The 20647-nt window shown below is 56.4% G+C and carries 17 protein-coding genes; 13 read left to right on the top strand and 4 right to left on the bottom strand.

Going from position 1 to position 20647, the window contains the following annotated elements:
* Positions 1-44: 44 nt before the first annotated feature.
* On the bottom strand, positions 45-1019 hold the full coding sequence (locus tag DEO48_RS24265; RefSeq protein ID WP_109846518.1) for an MDR family oxidoreductase: 975 nt from the start codon (positions 1017-1019) through the stop codon (positions 45-47).
* A 183-nt stretch (positions 1020-1202) separates the two neighbouring features.
* Between DEO48_RS24265 and csrD the strand changes: the two genes are divergently transcribed.
* The 8 genes from csrD (at position 1203) to tldD (ending at position 13474) form a co-directional block, all read left to right on the top strand.
* On the top strand, positions 1203-3143 hold the full coding sequence (csrD, locus tag DEO48_RS24260; protein ID WP_109846517.1) for an RNase E specificity factor CsrD: 1941 nt from the start codon (positions 1203-1205) through the stop codon (positions 3141-3143).
* A gap of 282 nt (positions 3144-3425) precedes the next feature.
* The gene (gene mreB / locus DEO48_RS24250; protein ID WP_000913396.1) at positions 3426-4469 is read left to right on the top strand and encodes a rod shape-determining protein MreB; all 1044 of its coding nucleotides are present in this window, start codon (positions 3426-3428) and stop codon (positions 4467-4469) included.
* A 62-nt stretch (positions 4470-4531) separates the two neighbouring features.
* Complete coding sequence (gene mreC / locus DEO48_RS24245; protein ID WP_023309400.1) at positions 4532-5548, top strand: rod shape-determining protein MreC; 1017 nt, start codon at positions 4532-4534, stop codon at positions 5546-5548.
* On the top strand, positions 5548-6036 hold the full coding sequence (gene mreD / locus DEO48_RS24240) for a rod shape-determining protein MreD (protein WP_023309399.1): 489 nt from the start codon (positions 5548-5550) through the stop codon (positions 6034-6036). The genes mreC and mreD overlap by 1 nt, the downstream gene beginning before the upstream one ends.
* A 9-nt stretch (positions 6037-6045) precedes the next feature.
* The gene (locus DEO48_RS24235; RefSeq protein WP_109846516.1) at positions 6046-6639 is read left to right on the top strand and encodes a nucleoside triphosphate pyrophosphatase; all 594 of its coding nucleotides are present in this window, start codon (positions 6046-6048) and stop codon (positions 6637-6639) included.
* On the top strand, positions 6629-8098 hold the full coding sequence (gene rng / locus DEO48_RS24230) for a ribonuclease G (protein WP_010436156.1): 1470 nt from the start codon (positions 6629-6631) through the stop codon (positions 8096-8098). Before DEO48_RS24235 ends, rng begins: the two co-directional genes overlap by 11 nt.
* 42 nt (positions 8099-8140) lie before the next feature.
* Positions 8141-11944 carry an AsmA2 domain-containing protein YhdP gene (yhdP, locus tag DEO48_RS24225; protein WP_109846515.1) on the top strand — a complete coding sequence of 1268 codons (3804 nt, stop codon included), beginning with the start codon at positions 8141-8143 and terminating at the stop codon, positions 11942-11944.
* 84 nt (positions 11945-12028) lie between these two features.
* Positions 12029-13474 carry a metalloprotease TldD gene (tldD, locus tag DEO48_RS24220; RefSeq protein WP_109846514.1) on the top strand — a complete coding sequence of 482 codons (1446 nt, stop codon included), beginning with the start codon at positions 12029-12031 and terminating at the stop codon, positions 13472-13474.
* An 89-nt stretch (positions 13475-13563) separates the two neighbouring features.
* Here the strand turns inward: tldD and aaeR are convergent, their stop codons facing one another.
* Complete coding sequence (aaeR, locus tag DEO48_RS24215) at positions 13564-14490, bottom strand: HTH-type transcriptional activator AaeR (protein ID WP_023309395.1); 927 nt, start codon at positions 14488-14490, stop codon at positions 13564-13566.
* Positions 14491-14669: 179 nt separating this feature from the next.
* Here aaeR and aaeX point away from each other — a divergent pair, with 179 nt between their 5' ends.
* The 5 genes from aaeX to DEO48_RS24190 all read left to right on the top strand — a co-directional run bounded on the left by aaeX (position 14670) and on the right by DEO48_RS24190 (position 19648).
* Positions 14670-14873 carry a p-hydroxybenzoic acid efflux pump operon protein AaeX gene (gene aaeX, locus DEO48_RS24210; RefSeq protein ID WP_003860416.1) on the top strand — a complete coding sequence of 68 codons (204 nt, stop codon included), beginning with the start codon at positions 14670-14672 and terminating at the stop codon, positions 14871-14873.
* Positions 14874-14880: 7 nt separating this feature from the next.
* On the top strand, positions 14881-15813 hold the full coding sequence (gene aaeA, locus DEO48_RS24205) for a p-hydroxybenzoic acid efflux pump subunit AaeA (protein ID WP_023309394.1): 933 nt from the start codon (positions 14881-14883) through the stop codon (positions 15811-15813).
* Positions 15814-15818: 5 nt separating this feature from the next.
* Positions 15819-17786 carry a p-hydroxybenzoic acid efflux pump subunit AaeB gene (gene aaeB / locus DEO48_RS24200; RefSeq protein WP_023309393.1) on the top strand — a complete coding sequence of 656 codons (1968 nt, stop codon included), beginning with the start codon at positions 15819-15821 and terminating at the stop codon, positions 17784-17786.
* An 89-nt stretch (positions 17787-17875) separates the two neighbouring features.
* Positions 17876-19330 carry an NAD-dependent succinate-semialdehyde dehydrogenase gene (locus DEO48_RS24195; RefSeq protein WP_109846513.1) on the top strand — a complete coding sequence of 485 codons (1455 nt, stop codon included), beginning with the start codon at positions 17876-17878 and terminating at the stop codon, positions 19328-19330.
* A gap of 45 nt (positions 19331-19375) precedes the next feature.
* Positions 19376-19648, top strand: a complete 273-nt coding sequence (locus DEO48_RS24190) for a barstar family protein (protein WP_023309391.1) — start codon at positions 19376-19378, stop codon at positions 19646-19648.
* A gap of 61 nt (positions 19649-19709) precedes the next feature.
* Here DEO48_RS24190 and yhcN (DEO48_RS24185) read toward each other — a convergent pair whose 3' ends face one another.
* Entirely contained in the window at positions 19710-19976 is a 267-nt protein-coding gene (gene yhcN / locus DEO48_RS24185; protein ID WP_023333630.1) for a peroxide/acid stress response protein YhcN, read from the bottom strand.
* A gap of 111 nt (positions 19977-20087) precedes the next feature.
* Entirely contained in the window at positions 20088-20351 is a 264-nt protein-coding gene (gene yhcN, locus DEO48_RS24180) for a peroxide/acid stress response protein YhcN (RefSeq protein ID WP_109846526.1), read from the bottom strand.
* Positions 20352-20647 lie beyond the last annotated feature (296 nt).

The following is a 20647-nucleotide window of genomic DNA, read 5'->3' as shown; positions in this document are numbered from 1 at the left end:
CGGAGGAGAGGGATTCGCGCGAATATGTCACGAAAATTTGAAGATTAGGCGATTTTCACCAGAGCGCGGCCGTGGAACTGGTTGTCCATGATCTTACTGGCGTATTCCGGCGCCTGGCTGAGGGTTATCTCCGTTGCGCTCTGGGTATAGAAAGATTCCGGCAGATCGCGCACCAGCCGTTCCCAGGCTTCATGACGACGGGCCACAGGGGTCATCACGGAATCCACACCCTGCAGGCGTACGTTACGCAGAATAAATGGCATCACGGTGGTTGGCAGGGCAAATCCGCCGGCCAGACCGCAGGCTGCCACGCATCCGCCGTAGTTCATCTGCGCCAGGACTTTTGCCAGCACCTTATCGCCGACGGTATCCACCGCCCCTGCCCAAACCTGTTTTTCCAGCGGACGGGTTTCGGCAAATTCGTCGCGGCTGAGAATGCGGCTGGCACCGAGCTGGCGCAGATAGTCATGGGTGCTTTCACGGCCGGAAACCGCAGCGACCTGATAGCCCAGCTTGTGGAGCAGCGTGACTGCCGTGCTGCCCACGCCGCCGCTGGCGCCGGTGACGACAATGTCACCCGACTCAGGGCGGATACCCGCATCTTCCAGCGCCATCACGCACAGCATGGCGGTAAAGCCTGCCGTGCCGACGATCATCGCCTTGCGGCCATCCATGCCTTTCGGCATCTGCACCAGCCAGTCGCCCTTCACGCGCGCCTGCGTGGCCAGCCCGCCCCAGTGATTTTCACCCACACCCCAGCCGGTGAGCAGCACCTGCTGGCCCGGATGGAAGCGCGGATCCTCGCTGGTATGAACCCGGCCCGCGAAATCAATACCAGGCACCATAGGGAAATTTCGGATGATTTTACCCTTACCGGTAATAGCCAGCGCATCTTTATAATTTAAACTGGACCAGTCGATGTCGACGGTTACTTCGCCTTCCGGCAGGCGGCTCTCTTCTACCGGCTGCACTGAGGCAAGCGTTTTGCCGTCCTGCTGTTCTAAGATCAAAGCCTGCATAAGGGGTCCTCTCGACTCATATGATTGGAAAATAATTTCTGAAGACTATACTCGCTCAGGGAAACGCGGTGCCGATTTAACGCAATAAATTGCCAGATACACCCGATTTGGTAGTATGCCGCATTTGAAATGCAAGTTAGCGCTTACTCGCTACCCCCATCAACCCACGGAGTAATCTCAAGGATGCGATTAACGACGAAGTTCTCAGCTTTTATCACCTTGCTGACGGGGCTTACCATTTTTGTCACCCTTCTGGGCTGCTCTCTGAGCTTTTACAACGCCATTCAGGACAAACTGGTCAACCGGGTACAGTCTGTCGCGTCGGTAATTGATACGCGTCTGCTAACGACGCCGCTACCGGCGCTCACCAGTGAGCTTGATGAGTTGATGGTACCTGTTGACATTGTTCAGATCGACATTCAGCAGGGAAAGCATCGTGTTTTAAGCCATGAACGGCCGGGGAGCTATCGGCCTGCGGGCGTGGTGAGCCAGTATCGGGAAGTGACGGTGCATTCCCTCAAAAATCCGGGGATGACCATACGCATGGTCTATCTCGATCCGATGGCCAGCTATTTTCGTTCCATGATGACCACCGCGCCGCTCACCGTCGCCGTTGCGTTTATCGTCCTGCTGATCTTTCTCGCGGTCCGCTGGCTGCGCCGCCAGCTCTCCGGCCAGGAGCTGCTGGAGATGCGCTCCGTGCGGATCCTGAACGGTGAACGCGGCCCGCAGGTGCGTGGCTCCGTTCACGAGTGGCCGTCACGCGCCAGCAGCGCGCTGGATACGCTGCTCTCGGAAATCCAGTTTGCCAGCGACCAGCGCAGCCGAATGGATACGCTGATTCGCTCTTATGCGGCGCAGGATAATAAAACTGGCCTTAACAACCGTCTTTTCTTTGATAATCAGCTCGCCACGCTGCTCGACGATTCAGAAAAAGTGGGGACACACGGGGTGGTGATGATGATTCGCCTGCCCGATTTCGATCTCCTGCGCGATACCTGGGGACAGCGGGCTGCGGAAGAAAATCTCTTTACGCTGATCAACCTGCTCTCCACCTTTATTATGCGCTACCCGGGCGCGCTGCTGGCCCGCTATCACCGCAGCGACTTTGCCGTGCTGTTGCCTCATCGTACGCTGAAGGAATCCGAAAGCATCGCCAGCCAGCTGCTGAAGGCAGTAGATGCGCTGCCGCAGAGCAAAATGCTCGACAGGGACGATATGGTCCACATGGGGATCTGCGCCTGGCGTGGCGGACAATCCACAGAGCAGGTGATGGAACATGCGGAAGCCGCTACCCGCAACGCCGTGTTGCAGGGGGCCAACGGATGGGCGGTTTACGATGACTCGCTGCCGGAAAAAGGGCGCGGCAACGTGCGCTGGCGCACGCTGATTGAGCAAATGCTCAGCCGCGGCGGTCCACGTATTTATCAAAAACCCGCGGTCATGAAAAACGGCAACGTTCATCACCGGGAACTGATGTGTCGTATTTTTGACGGTACAGAAGAGGTCATCTCTGCTGAATATCTGCCGATGGTGCTGCAATTTGGCCTGTCTGAAGAGTATGACCGCCAGCAAATTACCCGACTGATTCCGTTTTTATCCTTCTGGCCTGAAGAAAACCTGGCGTTACAGGTCACCGTGGAGTCGTTAATACGCCCACGTTTTCAGCGCTGGCTACGTGATACGCTAATGCAATGCGAAAAATCGCAGCGTAAACACATTATTTTTGAACTTGCTGAGGCCGATGTAGGTCAACACATCAGCCGGTTACGTCCGGTGGTACGTTTGATCAATGCGCTCGGTGCACGTATCGCTGTGACGCAGGCAGGTTTAACGCTGGTCAGCACCAACTGGATCAAGGAACTGGATGTGGAGTTATTAAAGCTACATCCTGGGCTGGTAAGGAATATTGAGAAGCGTACGGAAAACCAGCTGCTGGTACAGAGTCTGGTAGAAGCGTGCAAGGGTACGCGAACACAAGTATTTGCCACGGGCGTGCGCTCCAGAAGCGAATGGCAGATGTTAACAGCGCGCGGCGTGATGGGCGGTCAGGGGGATTTTTTTGCTGCCTCTCAACCGCTTGACACCAACGTGAAAAAATATTTGCAAAGATACTCTGTTTGACCTGCCGTTTACGCTGTTTTCACGTAGAATATCGCGCCTGTAGCTTTGAGTATGTCGAGCAAAAAGCCAGTGAACGACCTGTAACGGGTTACAAACGTCAGTGGGGAACGCTACTGTTTACTCAGCCCTGAGGGAGTCAGGGGATGATTTTGTAACATCAGGAAACGTACTGCACAAATTTTCACCGTTGCAGATGATTTTTGCGCCTTGTCGCTGCTGCGTGTGGTTGGTAAAGTAAGCGGATTTTGTTTTCCGCCCCAGCTTTCAGGATTATCCCTTAGTATGTTGAAAAAATTTCGTGGCATGTTTTCCAATGACCTGTCCATTGACCTGGGTACCGCGAATACCCTTATTTATGTAAAAGGACAAGGCATCGTATTGAATGAGCCTTCCGTTGTGGCCATTCGTCAGGATCGTGCAGGCTCGCCGAAAAGCGTGGCTGCAGTGGGTCATGACGCGAAGCAGATGCTGGGTCGTACCCCTGGCAACATCGCCGCCATTCGCCCAATGAAAGACGGCGTTATCGCCGACTTCTTCGTGACTGAAAAAATGCTTCAGCACTTCATCAAGCAGGTTCACAGCAACAGCTTCATGCGTCCAAGCCCGCGTGTTCTGGTGTGTGTGCCGGTTGGCGCAACCCAGGTAGAGCGTCGCGCAATCCGTGAATCTGCCCAGGGTGCAGGTGCACGTGAAGTGTTCCTGATTGAAGAGCCAATGGCTGCGGCCATCGGTGCGGGCCTGCCTGTTTCCGAAGCTACCGGTTCTATGGTGGTGGATATCGGTGGTGGTACCACTGAAGTGGCCGTTATCTCTCTGAACGGCGTGGTGTACTCCTCTTCCGTACGTATCGGTGGTGACCGCTTCGATGAAGCCATCATTAATTATGTGCGCCGTAACTACGGCTCTCTGATCGGTGAAGCCACCGCAGAGCGTATCAAACACGAAATCGGCTCTGCGTATCCGGGCGATGAAGTGCGTGAGATCGAAGTGCGTGGCCGTAACCTGGCTGAAGGTGTTCCACGCGGTTTCACCCTGAACTCCAACGAAATTCTGGAAGCTCTGCAGGAACCACTGACGGGCATCGTGAGCGCGGTAATGGTTGCGCTGGAACAGTGCCCACCAGAGCTGGCGTCCGATATCTCCGAGCGCGGTATGGTTCTGACCGGTGGTGGTGCGCTGCTGCGTAACCTCGACCGCCTGTTAATGGAAGAGACAGGTATTCCTGTCGTAGTTGCAGAAGATCCACTGACTTGCGTCGCCCGTGGTGGTGGCAAGGCGCTGGAAATGATCGACATGCACGGCGGCGATTTGTTCAGCGAAGAGTAGTCGAGTTTGAGAGGGTAGCAATTTGCTACCCTTTCTCTCTGACGCGAGAATACGCATAGCCTATGAAGCCAATTTTTAGCCGTGGCCCATCGCTACAGTTTCGCCTTATTCTGGCGGTTCTGGTTGCGCTTGGGGTCATTATTGCCGATAGCCGCCTCGGTACGTTCAGCCAGATCAGAACGTACATGGATACCGCCGTCAGTCCTTTCTACTTTGTTTCAAATGGTCCCCGTGAACTGCTCGACTCCGTTTCTCAAACGCTGTCTTCGCGCGACCAACTCGAACTTGAAAACCGGGCATTACGTCAGGAACTGCTGCTGAAAAATAGCGAACTGCTGATGCTGGGGCAATACAAGCAGGAGAACGCGCGTCTGCGTGAACTGCTCGGCTCGCCGCTGCGTCAGGATGAGCAGAAAATGGTCACGCAGGTGATCTCCACCGTGAACGACCCCTACAGCGATCAGGTTGTGATCGACAAAGGGAGCGTGAATGGGGTGTATGAAGGTCAGCCTGTTATCAGCGATAAAGGCGTTGTGGGCCAGGTTGTTGCCGTGGCCAAACTGACCAGCCGCGTGCTGCTGATTTGCGATGCCACGCATGCGCTGCCGATCCAGGTCCTGCGTAACGACATCCGCGTGATTGCGGCCGGTAACGGCTGTACGGACGATCTGCAGCTGGAACACCTCCCGGCTAACACGGATATTCGCGTGGGCGACGTGCTGGTCACGTCCGGCCTGGGTGGACGCTTCCCTGAAGGCTATCCGGTTGCGGTGGTCTCTTCGGTCAAGCTGGATACCCAGCGTGCCTATACCGTGATTCAGGCCCGCCCAACCGCCGGTTTGCAGCGTCTGCGCTATCTGCTGCTGCTGTGGGGTGCCGATCGTAACGGTGCTAATCCGATGACGCCTGAAGAGGTGCATCGCGTGGCGAACGAGCGCCTGATGCAGATGATGCCGCAGGTTCTCCCGCCTGCGGATTCCATGGGGCCGCCTGCGCCAGTTCCGGCGCCGGCAACCGGGTTAACGCAGCCGCTGCCGGATGCGCCGCCACCGCCTAAACTCTCTTCGGGAGGGCAGTAGTGGCAAGCTATCGTAGCCAGGGACGCTGGGTCATCTGGCTCTCGTTTCTCATTGCACTGTTGCTGCAAGTGATGCCTTGGCCGGATGACATTCTCGTTTTCCGGCCAAACTGGGTATTGCTCATTTTGCTCTACTGGATCCTTGCCCTGCCGCATCGCGTAAATGTCGGCACAGGTTTCGTGATGGGTGCCATACTGGATCTCATTAGCGGCTCTACGCTTGGCGTGCGCGCCTTGTCCATGAGCATTATTGCGTACCTCGTCGCACTCAAATTCCAGCTCTTTCGTAACCTTGCGCTCTGGCAACAGGCCCTGGTGGTGATGTTATTGTCGCTCGCTGCGGATATCGTTGTTTTCTGGGCAGAGTTTTTAGTGATCAACGTCTCTTTCCGACCGGAAGTGTTCTGGAGTAGTGTAGTAAACGGTGTGCTCTGGCCATGGTTATTCCTGCTGATGCGTAAGGTTCGCCAGCAGTTTGCTGTGCAATAAAAGGTTTCTATGACGTCTTTGTATCTCGCTTCCGGCTCCCCGCGCCGTCAGGAACTCCTGACGCAGCTAGGGGTCTCTTTTGAACGCATCGTTACCGGCATTGAAGAAAAACGTGCTGAGGGCGAAAGCGCTCAACAGTACGTGTCTCGCCTGGCGCGCGAGAAAGCGCAGGCGGGCGTGGCCAGTGTGCCACACGATCTTCCCGTGCTGGGAGCAGATACCATCGTTATTCTGAACGGTGAAGTGCTTGAGAAACCGCGCAACGCCGATCATGCGGCGCGCATGCTGCACAAAATGTCCGGACAAACGCATCAGGTGATGACGGCCGTCGCGCTGGCTGACCGCCAGCACGTGCTGGATTGCCTGGTGGTGACCGAAGTGACGTTCAGAGTACTTACCGACGACGACATCGCCGCTTATATTGCCAGCGGTGAACCGATGGATAAAGCAGGTGCATACGGTATTCAGGGGCTGGGTGGCTGTTTTGTCAGGAAGATTAATGGCAGCTATCACGCCGTAGTCGGCTTACCGCTGGTGGAAACGTATGAGTTGCTGAGCAATTTTAACTCACTGCGTGAGGGAAGGGATAATTATGACGGCTGAATTGTTGGTAAACGTAACGCCATCGGAAACCCGTGTGGCCTATATTGATGGTGGCATTCTTCAGGAAATTCATATTGAGCGTGAAGCGCGGCGCGGAATAGTAGGCAATATCTACAAAGGTCGTGTCAGTCGTGTACTACCGGGTATGCAGGCGGCTTTTGTAGATATTGGACTGGATAAGGCGGCGTTTTTACATGCCTCCGATATCATGCCGCACACCGAGTGCGTCGCGGGCGAAGAGCAAAAGCAGTTTGCCGTGCGCGATATTTCTGAACTGGTGCGTCAGGGGCAGGATCTGATGGTGCAGGTGGTGAAAGATCCCCTCGGTACCAAAGGCGCCCGTCTGACCACAGACATCACCTTACCTTCCCGCTATCTGGTCTTTATGCCCGGCGCGTCGCACGTGGGCGTTTCGCAACGTATTGAGAGCGAAACCGAGCGCGAGCGTCTGAAGAAAGTGGTCAGCGCCTACTGCGATGAACAGGGCGGGTTTATCATCCGTACCGCTGCGGAAGGGATCAGCGAAGAAGACCTGGCATCGGATGCGGCATACCTGAAGCGCGTCTGGACAAAAGTGATGGAGCGTAAAAAACGCAACCAGACCCGCTACCAGCTCTACGGTGAACTGGCGCTTGCTCAGCGCGTTCTGCGTGACTTTGCTGACGCGCAGCTCGACCGCATTCGCGTGGACTCGCGCCTGACCTATGAAGCGCTGCTGGAATTTACCGCTGAGTACATCCCGGAGATGCCAGGCCTGCTGGAGCATTATTCAGGGCGTCAGCCGATCTTCGATCTCTATGATGTCGAAAACGAGATCCAGCGCGCGCTGGAGCGTAAGGTCGAGCTGAAGTCCGGCGGCTATCTGATCATCGATCAGACCGAAGCGATGACCACCGTCGATATCAACACCGGCGCGTTTGTCGGCCATCGCAACCTTGATGACACCATCTTCAACACCAACATCGAAGCCACGCAGGCGATTGCGCGCCAGCTTCGTCTGCGCAATCTGGGCGGCATTATCATCATCGACTTTATCGATATGAGTAATGAAGACCATCGTCGCCGCGTGCTGCACTCGCTTGAGCAGGCTCTGAGTAAAGATCGCGTGAAAACCAGCATCAACGGCTTCTCACAGCTGGGGCTGGTGGAAATGACGCGTAAGCGTACCCGTGAGAGCGTGGAGCATGTGCTATGTAATGAATGCCCAACCTGCCATGGACGCGGAACGGTAAAGACGGTTGAGACCGTCTGCTACGAAATTATGCGTGAAATCGTCCGTGTTCATCATGCCTACGACTCCGATCGTTTTCTGGTCTATGCTTCCCCTGCGGTGGCTGAAGCGCTGAAAGGCGAAGAGTCACACGCGCTGGCGGAAGTGGAAATCTTTGTCGGCAAACAGGTAAAAGTACAAATTGAACCGCTCTATAACCAGGAGCAGTTTGACGTCGTGATGATGTAAGACGCAGTACGCTGCGTGACGAATGCTGACAAGGAGAGATGCGTGAGGCGATTGCCGGGGATTTTATTGCTTACAGGGGCAACGCTGGTCGTGATTGTCGCGTTGCTCGTGAGCGGGCTACGCCTCGTATTACCGCATCTGGACAGCTGGCGTCCGCAGCTGCTGGCTAAAATCGAATCCACTACCGGCGTGCCGGTGAACGTAAGCCAGCTAAGCGCTAACTGGCAGAATTTTGGCCCGACGCTTGATGTCCGGGATATCAACGCCAGCCTGAAAGATGGCGGCCACCTGAAAATCAAACGCGTGACCCTGGCGCTGGACGTCTGGCAAAGCCTGCTGCATCTGCGCTGGCAGTTTCGCGATCTCACCTTTTATCAACTCCAGTTCCTGACCAATACGCCGCTGTCTGGCGGCGATAGCGGTCAGGGCCTGGAAGCCAACCGCTTCAGCGATCTTTTCCTCCGTCAGTTCGATCACTTCGATCTGCGCGACAGTGAAGTGAGCTTCATTACCCTTTCCGGCCAGCGCGCCGAACTGGCGATCCCTCAGCTGACCTGGCTCAACGGTAAAGAACGTCACCGCGCCGAGGGGCAGGTCAATCTCTCAAGCCTGAACGGCCAGCACGGCGTGATGCAGGTGCGCATGGATCTGCGGGACGATGACGGCCTGTTAAACAACGGCAAAGTCTGGCTGCAGGCCGACGATGTGGACGTGAAGCCATGGCTGGGCGACTGGCTCCAGCAAAATATGCAGCTGGAGACTGCCCGTTTCAGCCTTGAAGGCTGGCTGACCCTGACCAAAGGCGAATTTGCCAGCGGCGATATCTGGCTCAAGCAGGGGGGCGCCAGCTGGAAAGGCGAAAAGCAGCAGCATCAGCTTTCCGTCGATAACCTCACCGCGCACGTGACGCAGGAAAAAGAGGGCTGGCAGTTTGCCATTCCGGATACGCGCATCACCATGGACGGCAAGCCGTGGCCGCGCGGTGCGCTGACGCTGGCCTGGATGCCGGAGCAGGACGTCGGCGGCACGGCCAGTAAACGCAGCGACGAGCTGCGCATCCGCGCCAGCAACCTGGATTTGGCGGCCATTGAAGGCCTGCGCTCGATGGCGGCAAAGCTCTCTCCGGACCTGGGCGAGATCTGGCTGGCAACGCAGCCGAGCGGGACGATCGACGCTCTGGGGCTGGATATCCCGCTCCAGGCGACGGAAAAAACGCGCTTCCAGGCAACGTGGAAAGATCTCGCCTGGAAGCAGTGGAAGCTGCTGCCGGGGGCGGAGCACTTTAGCGGCAAGCTGGAAGGCAGCGTGGAAAACGGCAGGCTGACGGTAGATATGCACGACGCCAAAATGCCTTATGAGACGGTCTTCCGCGCGCCGCTGGAAATCGAACAGGGCAGCGCGGTGCTTAACTGGCTCCGTAACGACAAGGGCTTCCAGCTTGATGGCCGCCATATCGATGTGAAAGCCAAAGCCGTTCACGCGCGCGGCGATTTCCGCTATATACAGCCTGAAGGCGATGAGCCGTGGCTGGGCATTCTGGCCGGGATCAGCACCGATGACGGCTCTCAGGCCTGGCGTTACTTCCCGGAAAACCTGATGGGAAAAGCCCTGGTGGACTATCTCAGCGGCGCGATTCAGGGCGGTCAGGCGGACAATGCCACGCTGGTGTACGGCGGTAATCCGCATCTTTTCCCGTACAAACATAATGAAGGCCAGTTCCAGGTGCTGGTGCCGCTGCATAACGCGACCTTTGCGTTCCAGCCCGGCTGGCCTGCGCTGAAAGACCTGGATATCGAGCTCAACTTCCTCAATGACGGGCTATGGATGAAGTCCGACAGCGTGGCGCTGGGCGGCGTGACGGCCAGCAACCTGACGGCCAACATCCCGGATTACTCCAAAGAGAAGCTGCTGATTGATGCCGATATTAACGGTCCGGGCAAAGCGGTGGGACCGTACTTTGAGGAGACGCCGCTGAAAGATTCGCTGGCGGCGACGCTCCAGCAGCTTCAGCTTGATGGCGATGTGAATGCTCGCTTACATCTTGATATCCCGCTGGACGGAGAGATGACCACAGCCAAAGGTGACGTCCGCCTGAAGAACAACAGTCTGTTCATCAAACCCCTTGAGAGCACGCTGAAAAATCTCAGCGGGCAGTTCAGCTTTGACAACGGAAACCTTAAGAGCGAGCCGCTGACGGCCAACTGGTTTAATCAGCCCGTTAATATCGACTTCACGACCACCGAGGGTGAAAAGGCTTATCAGGTGGCCGTCAATCTGGACGGTAACTGGCAGCCAGCGCGCATGGACGTCCTGCCGAAGCCCATTGAGGCGTCAGTGCAGGGCGCAGTCGCCTGGCAGGGGAAAGTGGCAATTGACCTGCCTTATCACGTGGGCGCCCAGTATAAGGTCGACATCACGGGCGATCTGAAAAACCTTCAGAGCCAGTTGCCTGCGCCGCTGGATAAACAGGCCGGACAGCCCCTGCCGGTAAAGCTGAACGTCGATGGCAACCTGAACAGCTTCGCGCTGACCGGAAGCGCGGGCGGGACAAACCACTTCAACAGCCGATGGCTACTTAACCGCAAGCTCACCCTCGACAAAGCCATCTGGACAACGGATAGCCGCTCCACGCCGCCTCTGCCGGAGCAGGCTGGCATTGAGCTGAATCTCCCGCCGATGGACGGCGCAGAGTGGCTGGCGCTGTTCCAGAAAGGCGTTGGGCAAAACGTTGATGAAACCGCCCAGTTCCCGCAAGCCATTACCGTACGTACGCCGTCGCTGATGCTGGGCGGGCAGCAGTGGAACAACCTGAGCATTGTCTCGCGGCCTGGCGCTAACGGCACGAAGGTGGAGGCCCAGGGAAGGGAGATCAACGGCACGCTGACCATGCGCAATCACGCGCCTTGGCAGGCGGCGATCCGCTACCTCTACTACAACCCGGCAAGCGCCGCGAGCGGGAAAGATAAACCGGCAGAGACGTCGCCGCTGAGTAATGTCTCCCGCGTCGATTTTAGCGGCTGGCCCGATCTCCAGCTGCGCTGCGCGGAGTGCTGGCTGTGGGGGCAGAAATATGGCCGTATCGACGGCGATTTCACCATCCAGGCAAATACGCTTACGCTCTCCGGTGGCCTGGTTGATACCGGTTTTGGCCGCATGACGGCCGCAGGGGAATGGGTGAATAACCCGGGCGAGCAGCGAACGTCCCTGAAGGGTGACATTAAAGGCAACAAGCTGGATGCGGCAGCCAATTTCTTTGGTATCAGCACGCCGCTGCGCGGCTCGTCATTTGACGTCGATTACGATCTTCACTGGCGTGACGCACCGTGGAAGCCGGATGAGGCCTCGCTGAACGGCATTCTGAAAACCCGCTTCGGCAAAGGTGAAATTGCCGACGTGAGCACGGGGCGCGCCGGGCAGATCCTGCGCCTGCTGAGTTTTGATGCTCTGCTGCGCAAGCTGCGCTTCGATTTCAGCGATACCTTCAGCGAAGGTTTCTACTACGATTCCATCCGCAGCACGGCGTGGATCAAGGACGGCGTTCTGCATACGGACGACACGCTGGTGGATGGCCTGGAAGCGGATATCGCCATGAAAGGCTCCGTTAACCTCGTGCGACGCGAGCTGGATATGGAAGCCGTGGTGGCACCGGAAATTTCCGCGAGCGTGGGCGTGGCGGCGGCCTTTGTGGTGAACCCGATTGTCGGTGCGGCGGTGTTTGCCGCCAGCAAAGTGCTGGGTCCGCTGTGGAGCAAAGTCTCCATTCTGCGCTACCGCATTACCGGTCCGGTAGATAAACCGCAGATTAACGAGGTGCTGCGCCAGCCGCGCAAAGATGCACAGCAATGATTTGACGTGGGCAGATAATTGCCTCACTCTCAATAAATACGATCTTTATACCGCCACGGGCGGCAACGAACGAGTAGCAATACGATGAGTCTGAACCTGGTAAGTGAACATTTGCTCGCAGCGAACGGCCTGAATCATCAGGACCTGTTCTCCATTCTTGGTCAACTGACCGAACGCCGTCTCGACTACGGCGACCTTTATTTCCAGTCGAGCTATCACGAATCCTGGGTTTTAGAAGACAGCATCATTAAAGATGGCTCTTACAACATCGACCAGGGCGTCGGCGTCCGCGCCGTTAGCGGCGAGAAAACCGGTTTTGCCTATGCCGATCAGATTAGCCTGGCTGCACTTGAGCAGAGCGCGCAGGCCGCACGTACCATTGTGCGTGATACCGGCGATGGTCGCGTGAAAACCCTGGGAGAAGTGCAGCACTCTGCGCTCTATACCAGCATCGATCCTCTGCAGAGCATGAGCCGTGAAGAGAAGCTGGATATCCTGCGTCGCGTGGACAAAGTGGCGCGTGCTGCTGATAAACGCGTGCAGGAAGTTTCAGCCAGCCTGAGCGGTGTCTATGAACTGATTCTGGTGGCGGCAACGGACGGCACTCTGGCGGCAGACGTTCGCCCGCTGGTACGTCTCTCCATCAGCGTGCAGGTCGACGACGACGGCAAACGCGAACGCGGCTCAAGCGGCGGCGGCGGTCGTTTCGGCTATGACTGGTTCCTGGGCGACGTTGACGGTGAAGCTCGCGCCGACGTGTGGGCGAAAGAAGCCGTGCGTATGGCGCTGGTGAATCTGAATGCCGTCGCGGCGCCGGCGGGCTCATTCCCGGTGGTGCTGGGCGCTGGCTGGCCGGGCGTGCTGTTGCACGAGGCCGTAGGCCACGGGCTGGAAGGCGACTTTAACCGTCGCGGGACGTCCGTGTTCAGCGGTCAAATCGGGCAGCTTGTCTCCTCTGAGCTGTGCACCGTGGTGGATGACGGCACCATGCGCGATCGTCGCGGCTCGGTGGCTATCGACGATGAAGGTACGCCAGGGCAGTACAATGTGCTGATCGAAAACGGCGTGCTGAAAGGCTACATGCAGGACAAACTCAACGCGCGTCTGATGGGCGTGGCGCCAACGGGCAACGGACGCCGTGAATCTTACGCGCACCTGCCGATGCCGCGCATGACCAACACGTACATGCTGCCGGGCAAATCCACGCCGCAGGAGATTATCGAATCCGTTGATTACGGTATCTTTGCGCCAAACTTTGGCGGCGGCCAGGTGGACATTACCTCCGGTAAGTTTGTTTTCTCCACGTCAGAAGCGTATCTGATCGAGAAAGGCAAAGTGACCAAAGCGGTGAAGGGTGCGACGCTGATTGGCTCCGGTATTGAAGCCATGCAGCAGATCTCCATGGTCGGCAACGATCTGAAGCTGGATAACGGCGTGGGCGTCTGCGGTAAAGAGGGTCAGAGCCTGCCGGTTGGCGTGGGCCAGCCGACGCTGAAAGTGGACAACCTGACGGTAGGCGGCACGGCGTAATTTTTTTCCCTTCACCCTACCCCTCTCCCCAAAGGGGAGAGGGGATTGCTCTACGCTGTCTTTTCTCCCTCGCCCTTCTGGGGAAAGGCTTACTCTTTCCTTCTCCCCCGCATCCCCTGAAATAGCTCCGCCACGTCCACAAAATACTCGGTCAGATAGTTAATACACACCTGTACCTTGAGCGGGAGTTTGTCTTTTTCGGTATACAGGGCGTACACCGGTCGCGGATCGGACTGGTAGCGCGGGAAGAGGATCTCCAGCACGCCGCTGTTGATCTCGTTGATCACCCACATTAACGGCACGTAGGCGATCCCGGCGCCGGCCACCAGCCAGCGCGAAATGGTCATCGGATCGTTAGTGACAAACCGTCCTTCCGGCAGCAGCCTGGTGGAGATCCCTTCCGGAGCGATCAGCTCAAATTCATTATCGGGCCGCACGCTGTACTCCAGCCACGAGTGGTTGGTGAGATCGGCGGGTTTCTCCGGAACACCGTACTGCGCCAGATAGCTCTTCGAAGCGCAGACGACCATCGGCATGCTGCCCAGCCTACGCGAGAACAGGCTGGAATCCTGCAACGCGCCGACGCGGATCACCACGTCCAGCCCGTCGGCAATCAGATCCGGCGCCGGGATACCCGTCACCAGATTGACCGTAAGACCGGGGTACTCTTTCAGCATATCCGCCGTCATGGCAGCGAGAACATTTTGTGCCATAGTTGAAGAACACCCGATGCGCAGCGTGCCGATGGGGGTGTTGTTGAAGGCATAGAGCTGTTCGTGAACATCCTGCACTTCAAGCAGCATACGGCGGCAGCCCTGATAGTAAATTTTACCCGCTTCCGTCAGCCCAATGCTGCGGGTGCTGCGGTTGAGCAGCTTGACCTGAAGCTCATCTTCCAGTTTGGACACCGTCTGGCTGATGGATGAGACGCTCATCTGAAGCTGGCGTGCAGCAGCGGTAAAAGAGCCCAGCTCAACCACTTTGGCGAAGACCGACATGCGTTTTAAACGTTCCATTGTTCACTCTGGCTTAAAAGTGATTTAGATCACATATTATAGATAACAGCATAACAGTTACGTTAATATATTATTAATTACATAACGGCTGCGCCATTCTCGCCCGGCGTTTCTTGCTCTCCTGCGGTGGCGTGCGCTAAAAAATTCTGAAGCCTGCACTCTCTCTTATCAAGGTCAACATGAGTCTGTTTCCCGTTATCGTGGTGTTCGGTCTGTCGTTCCCACCGATATTTTTCGAGCTTCTTTTATCACTGGCGATCTTCTGGCTGGTGCGCAAGGTGCTGGTCCCTACCGGGATCTACGATTTCGTCTGGCACCCTGCATTGTTCAATACCGCGCTGTATTGCTGCCTGTTTTATCTGATATCGCGCATGTTTGTCTGAGGTTGATGTGAAAACGCTAACAAGAAAAATCTCCCGCACTGCCATCACAATGGCGCTGGTTATCCTCGCCTTCATCGCTATTTTCCGCGCCTGGGTTTATTACACCGAATCACCGTGGACGCGTGATGCACGCTTCAGCGCCGATGTGGTGGCAATAGCCCCTGACGTGGCCGGTCTTATCACGGCGGTCAACGTCCACGATAACCAGCTGGTGAAAAAAGATCAGGTCCTGTTCACCATCGACCAGCCTCGTTACCAGAAAGCGCTGGAAGAGGCGGAAGCGGACGTGGCCTATTATCAGGCGCTCGCTGCGGAGAAACGCCGCGAGGCAGGCCGCCGTAATCAGCTGGGCGTTCAGGCAATGTCCCGTGAAGAGATTGACCAGTCCAATAACGTGCTGCAAACCGTGCTGCACCAGCTGGCGAAAGCGCAGGCAACGCGCGATCTGGCGAAACTCGATCTCGAGCGCACCGTGATCCGCGCGCCGTCCGATGGCTGGGTGACCAACCTCAACGTCTATGCCGGGGAATTCATTACCCGTGGCTCTACCGCCGTGGCGCTGGTTAAACAGAACTCCTTCTACGTTCTCGCCTACATGGAAGAAACCAAGCTGGAAGGCGTGCGCCCAGGTTACCGGGCTGAAATCACGCCGCTCGGCAGCAACCGCGTCTTTAAAGGCACCGTCGACAGCGTTGCCGCAGGGGTGACTAACTCCAGCAGCTCTAACGATGCCAAAGGGATGGCGACGGTCGATTCCAACCTGGAGTGGGTGCGTCTGGCCCAGCGCGTGCCGGTACGTATTCATCTGGATGAACAGCAGGGAAATCTGTGGCCTGCGGGTACCACGGCGACGGTGGTGATCACCGGTGAAAAGGACCGGGATGCCAGCCAGGACTCGTTCTTCCGTAAAATTGCCCACCGCCTGCGCGAGTTTGGTTAATCGCCATGGGTATCTTTTCCATCGCCAGCCAGCACATTCGCTTCGCCGTGAAGCTGGCGTGCGCCATCGTGCTGGCGCTGTTTGTTGGCTTTCACTTCCAGCTTGAAACCCCTCGCTGGGCAGTGCTGACGGCCGCGATTGTCGCGGCGGGCCCGGCCTTTGCCGCGGGTGGGGAACCCTATTCAGGCGCGATCCGCTATCGCGGGATGCTGCGTATTATCGGGACGTTTATCGGCTGTTTCGCGGCGCTGACCATTATTATTCTCATGATCCGCACCCCGCTGCTGATGCTGATGGTCTGCTGCATCTGGGCGGGTTTCTGCACCTGGATCTCGTCTCTGGTGAAAGTGGAGAACTCCTACGCCTGGGGGCTGGCGGGCTATACCGCGCTGATTATTATCATCACTATCCAAAGCGAACCGCTGCTGGCCCCGCAGTTTGCGGTGGAGCGCTGCAGCGAAATTGTGATTGGTATTGTCAGCGCGATCGTCGCTGATCTGCTTTTCTCCCCGCGCTCCATCAAGCAGGAGGTCGACCGTGAGCTCGACGCGCTGATTGTTGCCCAGTATCAGCTGATGCAGCTGTGCATTAAGCACGGCGACAGCGAAGAGGTGGATAAAGCCTGGAGCGGGCTGGTACGCCGTACGCAGGCGCTGGAAGGTATGCGCAGCAACCTTAACATGGAGTCCTCGCGCTGGGCCCGCGCGAATCGACGTCTTAAAGCCCTCAACACCGTCTCTCTGACGCTGATTACCCAGGCCTGTGAAACCTATCTGATTCAGAACACCCGGCCGGAAGCGGTCACCGATACGTTCCGCGAACTGTTTGCCGAGCCGGTGGAAACCGTACAGGACGTGCATAAGCAGCTTAAGCGCATGCGCCGGGTGATTGCCTGGACCGGGGAGCGGGACACGCCGGTGACCATCTACACCTGGGTCGGCGCCGCGACGCGCTATCTGCTGCTGAAGCGCGGCGTGATTGGTAACACCAAAATCAGCGCGGCGGAAGAAGAGGTGCTGCAGGGGGAAGTGGTGATCAAGGCGGAATCCGCCGAGCGCCATCACGCCATGGTCAATTTCTGGCGTACGACGCTTGCCTGCATGCTCGGCACGCTGTTCTGGCTGTGGACGGGCTGGACGTCCGGCAGCGGCGCGATGGTGATGATTGCCGTTGTGACCGCACTGGCGATGCGTCTGCCTAATCCGCGTATGGTCGCCATTGATTTCCTTTACGGCACGATTGCCGCGTTGCCGATAGGCGCGCTCTATTTCCTGGTCATCATCCCCTCGACGCAACAGAGCATGCTGCTGCTCTGTATTAGCCTGGCGGTAATGGCGTTCTTTATAGGCATTGAAGTGCAAAAGCGGCGTCTGGGATCGCTGGGGGCGCTGGCGAGTACGATTAACATCATCGTGCTCGATAACCCGATGACCTTCCATTTCAGCCAGTTCCTCGACAGCGCGTTAGGCCAGCTGGTGGGCTGCTTCCTGGCCATGATGGTGATACTGCTGGTGCGGGATAACTCGCAGGCAAGAACGGGCCGCGTGCTGCTGAACCAGTTCGTGTCGGCTGCCGTGTCATCTTTGACAACCAATACCGCGCGCCGTAAAGAGAACCACCTCCCCGCGCTGTACCAGCAGCTGTTTTTGCTGCTGAACAAGTTCCCGGGCGATATCGCGAAGTTCCGCCTGGCGTTAACCATGATCATTGCGCACCAGCGTTTGCGTAACGCGCCCGTGCCGATCAACGACGATCTGTCGGCATACCACCGACAGCTGCGTCGTACCGCCGATCACGTGCTTTCTGCCAGCAGCGATGACAAACGGCGCCGCTACTTTACGCAGCTGCTTGAAGAGCTCGATACCTATCAGGAAAAACTCAAGCACTGGGAGGCGCCGCCTCAGGTGACCGAGCCGGTAGGACGGCTGGTGTTTATGCTGCATCGCTACCAGAATGCCCTCACGGATAACTGACTGAAGTAAAAAACCGACGCCAAAAGTGTCGGTTTTTTTGTGGCTATACTTATTCCAGCACGTTCTTACATTTCAGAAAGGGAGAACACATGACGACCCAGGCGCTTCAGGACCACATCCTTTTTCAGACCGGTTATCTGGTCAACGGAATCTGGAAAACGCTGGATACAACCTTTGATGTGCTGAATCCCGCGACCGGCGAGGTCATTGCTAAAGTCGCAAAAGCGGGTAAAGCACAGACCGAAGACGCTATTGCAGCGGCTACCCAGGCCTTCCCGGCATGGCGTGCCAAAACCGCGAAAGAACGCTCGGCGATTCTCTACCGCTGGTACGAACTGATTATTGAGAATAAAAGCTGGCTCGGGCGGTTGATGACCACCGAACAGGGCAAACCCCTGAAAGAAGCGGAGGGAGAAGTCGAGTACGCCGCCAGCTTTATCCAGTGGTTTGCCGAAGAGGCCAAACGCGCGAACGGTGAAATTATTCCGCCGATAAAACCCGGCTCACGCATTCTGGCGACCCGTGAACCCATTGGTGTGGTCGCGGCGATTACGCCGTGGAACTTCCCGATGGCCATGCTCACCCGCAAGTTAGGCCCGGCGCTGGCAGCAGGATGCACCGGGGTCATTAAACCGGCCAATAACACGCCGCTCAGCGCCTTTGCGCTGCTTACGCTGGCGAAACAGGCCGGAGTGCCCGACGGTGTTCTCAACGCCGTAGCCGGGAATACGCATGAAATCAGCGATGCGATTATGGCAAGCCGCGACGTACGTAAAATCTCCTTTACCGGCTCAACCTCCGTCGGCAAAACGCTGGTGCGTAACGCCGCAGAAACCATGAAAAAAGTCTCGATGGAGCTGGGGGGAAATGCCCCGTATATCGTTTTTGAGGATGCGGATATCGACGCCGCGGTTAAGGGTGCGATCGCCAACAAGTTCCGCAATGCCGGGCAGGTCTGCGTCAGCGTGAACCGTTTTTATATTCAGGAAACCGTCTACGACAAATTTGTGAATAAACTCGCCGATGCGGTGAATGCGCTGAAGGTGGGTAATGGTCTTGAGGAGGGGGTCATGGTCGGGCCGCTGATTGAACCTTCTGCGGTCAACAAGGTGCGTGAGCATGTCGACGACGCCGTTGCCCGGGGCGCAACCGTACTGGCAGGAGGTAAGCCTCATCCACTTGGCGGGAATTTCTGGATGCCAACCGTATTGGGCGACTGCCATGAAGGCATGAAGCTCGCAGAAGAAGAGACGTTTGGCCCGGTGGCGGCGTGCTTCCGTTTCACCTCGGAAGATGAAGTTATCCAGCGCGCCAACAACACCCCCTATGGACTGGCGGCTTACTTCTACACCCAGAATCTTTCTCGGGTCTTCCGCGTTTCACAGGCCATCGAGAGCGGGATGATCGGCATCAACGAGTGCGCTGTCTCCACGGAGCTTGGGCCCTTTGGCGGCGTAAAAGAGTCAGGCCTTGGACGAGAGGGCTCCGTGCTGGGGCTGGAAGAGTATCTGGAAGTTAAAACCCTGCATATTGGGGGATTATAATAGACAGGGCGGCATCTGCCGCTCGCCTGGACTGGGTGGCTGGCAATGAAAACCTATACGTTTGATTTTGACGAGATCGACAGTCAGGAAGACTTCTACCGTGAATTTATCCGGGCGTTTGATCTTGAACGAGAAAGCGTGACGAATCTGGATACGCTGTGGGACGTGGTCACCGGCAGTCAGTTGCCGCTACCGCTGGAAATTGAGTTCATCCATTTGCCTGATAAGCTGCGAAGACGTTTTGGCGCGCTGATATTGCTGTTCGATGAAGCGGAAGAAGAGCTTGAAGGGCAGCTGCGCTTTAACGCGCGGCATTGAATGAAAAAAGCCCCTGACCATGAGGCCAGGGGCAAGTCGTATGATGAGATACGACGAGGGTTTATTTATACAGCTCTGCCGTTGCATGCCAGTGGTCACCCTGATTCAGTTCGGTGACGCGATAGCTGCTGGCGCCTGCTTTTTCAGCTTTGGCGGCAAGTTCGTGACGAATATCCATAGGTGAACCGGTGACAGACGTTACGGAGATGCTGCCCATACGCTGTAGATTTTGTGCCTGGTCGGCATTTACCTGCTGTACGGCTGCGCTTGCGCCGAAAGAGAGAACGGATGCCAGACCGAGGGTTGCGATGATCAATTTGGTTTTCATAGTCTTTACTCCTGAATAGGGTTTTTTACTCAACGGCGAGAAGGGTTGAACAGCTATTTTTATGCCTGGTGCCGTTGAGTGGAGATTTTCGTCTTCAGTTATTACTAAAACTTATTTGTACAGCTCAGCGGTGGCGTGCCATTGGTCACCAGAACGCGCTTCGATGATGCGATAGGATGACGCACCCTGTTCTTCCGCTTTTTTGTTCAGCATCTCATGCATGTCCATTGGCGATGTGCCGACCGCGCCGACAGAAACCGTACCGATGGCCTGACGGGATTGCGCCTGGTCAGCATTGATAGAGTCTGCTGCGAAAGCACCGAATGACAGGACGGACAGGACGCTGAGCGCCGCTACAGTTGATTTGATTTTCATGATTTTTACCTCGTCGAATTTTTTAGTGGGGTCTTGTTTCGTGACCCTCATCACAAAATCAAGTATACACTAATAACGGCAAAAATTAATACCAGGCTAATGATTTCTCTTGTTATTATGTGTTAACCAGTCTTTTTTTTATAACCAAATTGCATAATATTGGGCGTTTTTTGTTCGTTTTTGTTGGTTATATCTAATAAAATCATATGGATATCAGCTTTTGATTTTTTGTGCGATTTTTTGATTTAGCATTCACCAGATGAATCTTAATAGGTGGTAAAAAGCACTATTTGTCA

Source organism: Enterobacter sp. CGMCC 5087 (assembly GCF_003144775.1).
Taxonomy (GTDB): Bacteria; Pseudomonadota; Gammaproteobacteria; order Enterobacterales; family Enterobacteriaceae; genus Enterobacter; species Enterobacter cloacae_M.
Note: the sequence above shows the minus strand (reverse complement) of the source record. Positions and strands in the feature narration are given on the sequence as shown.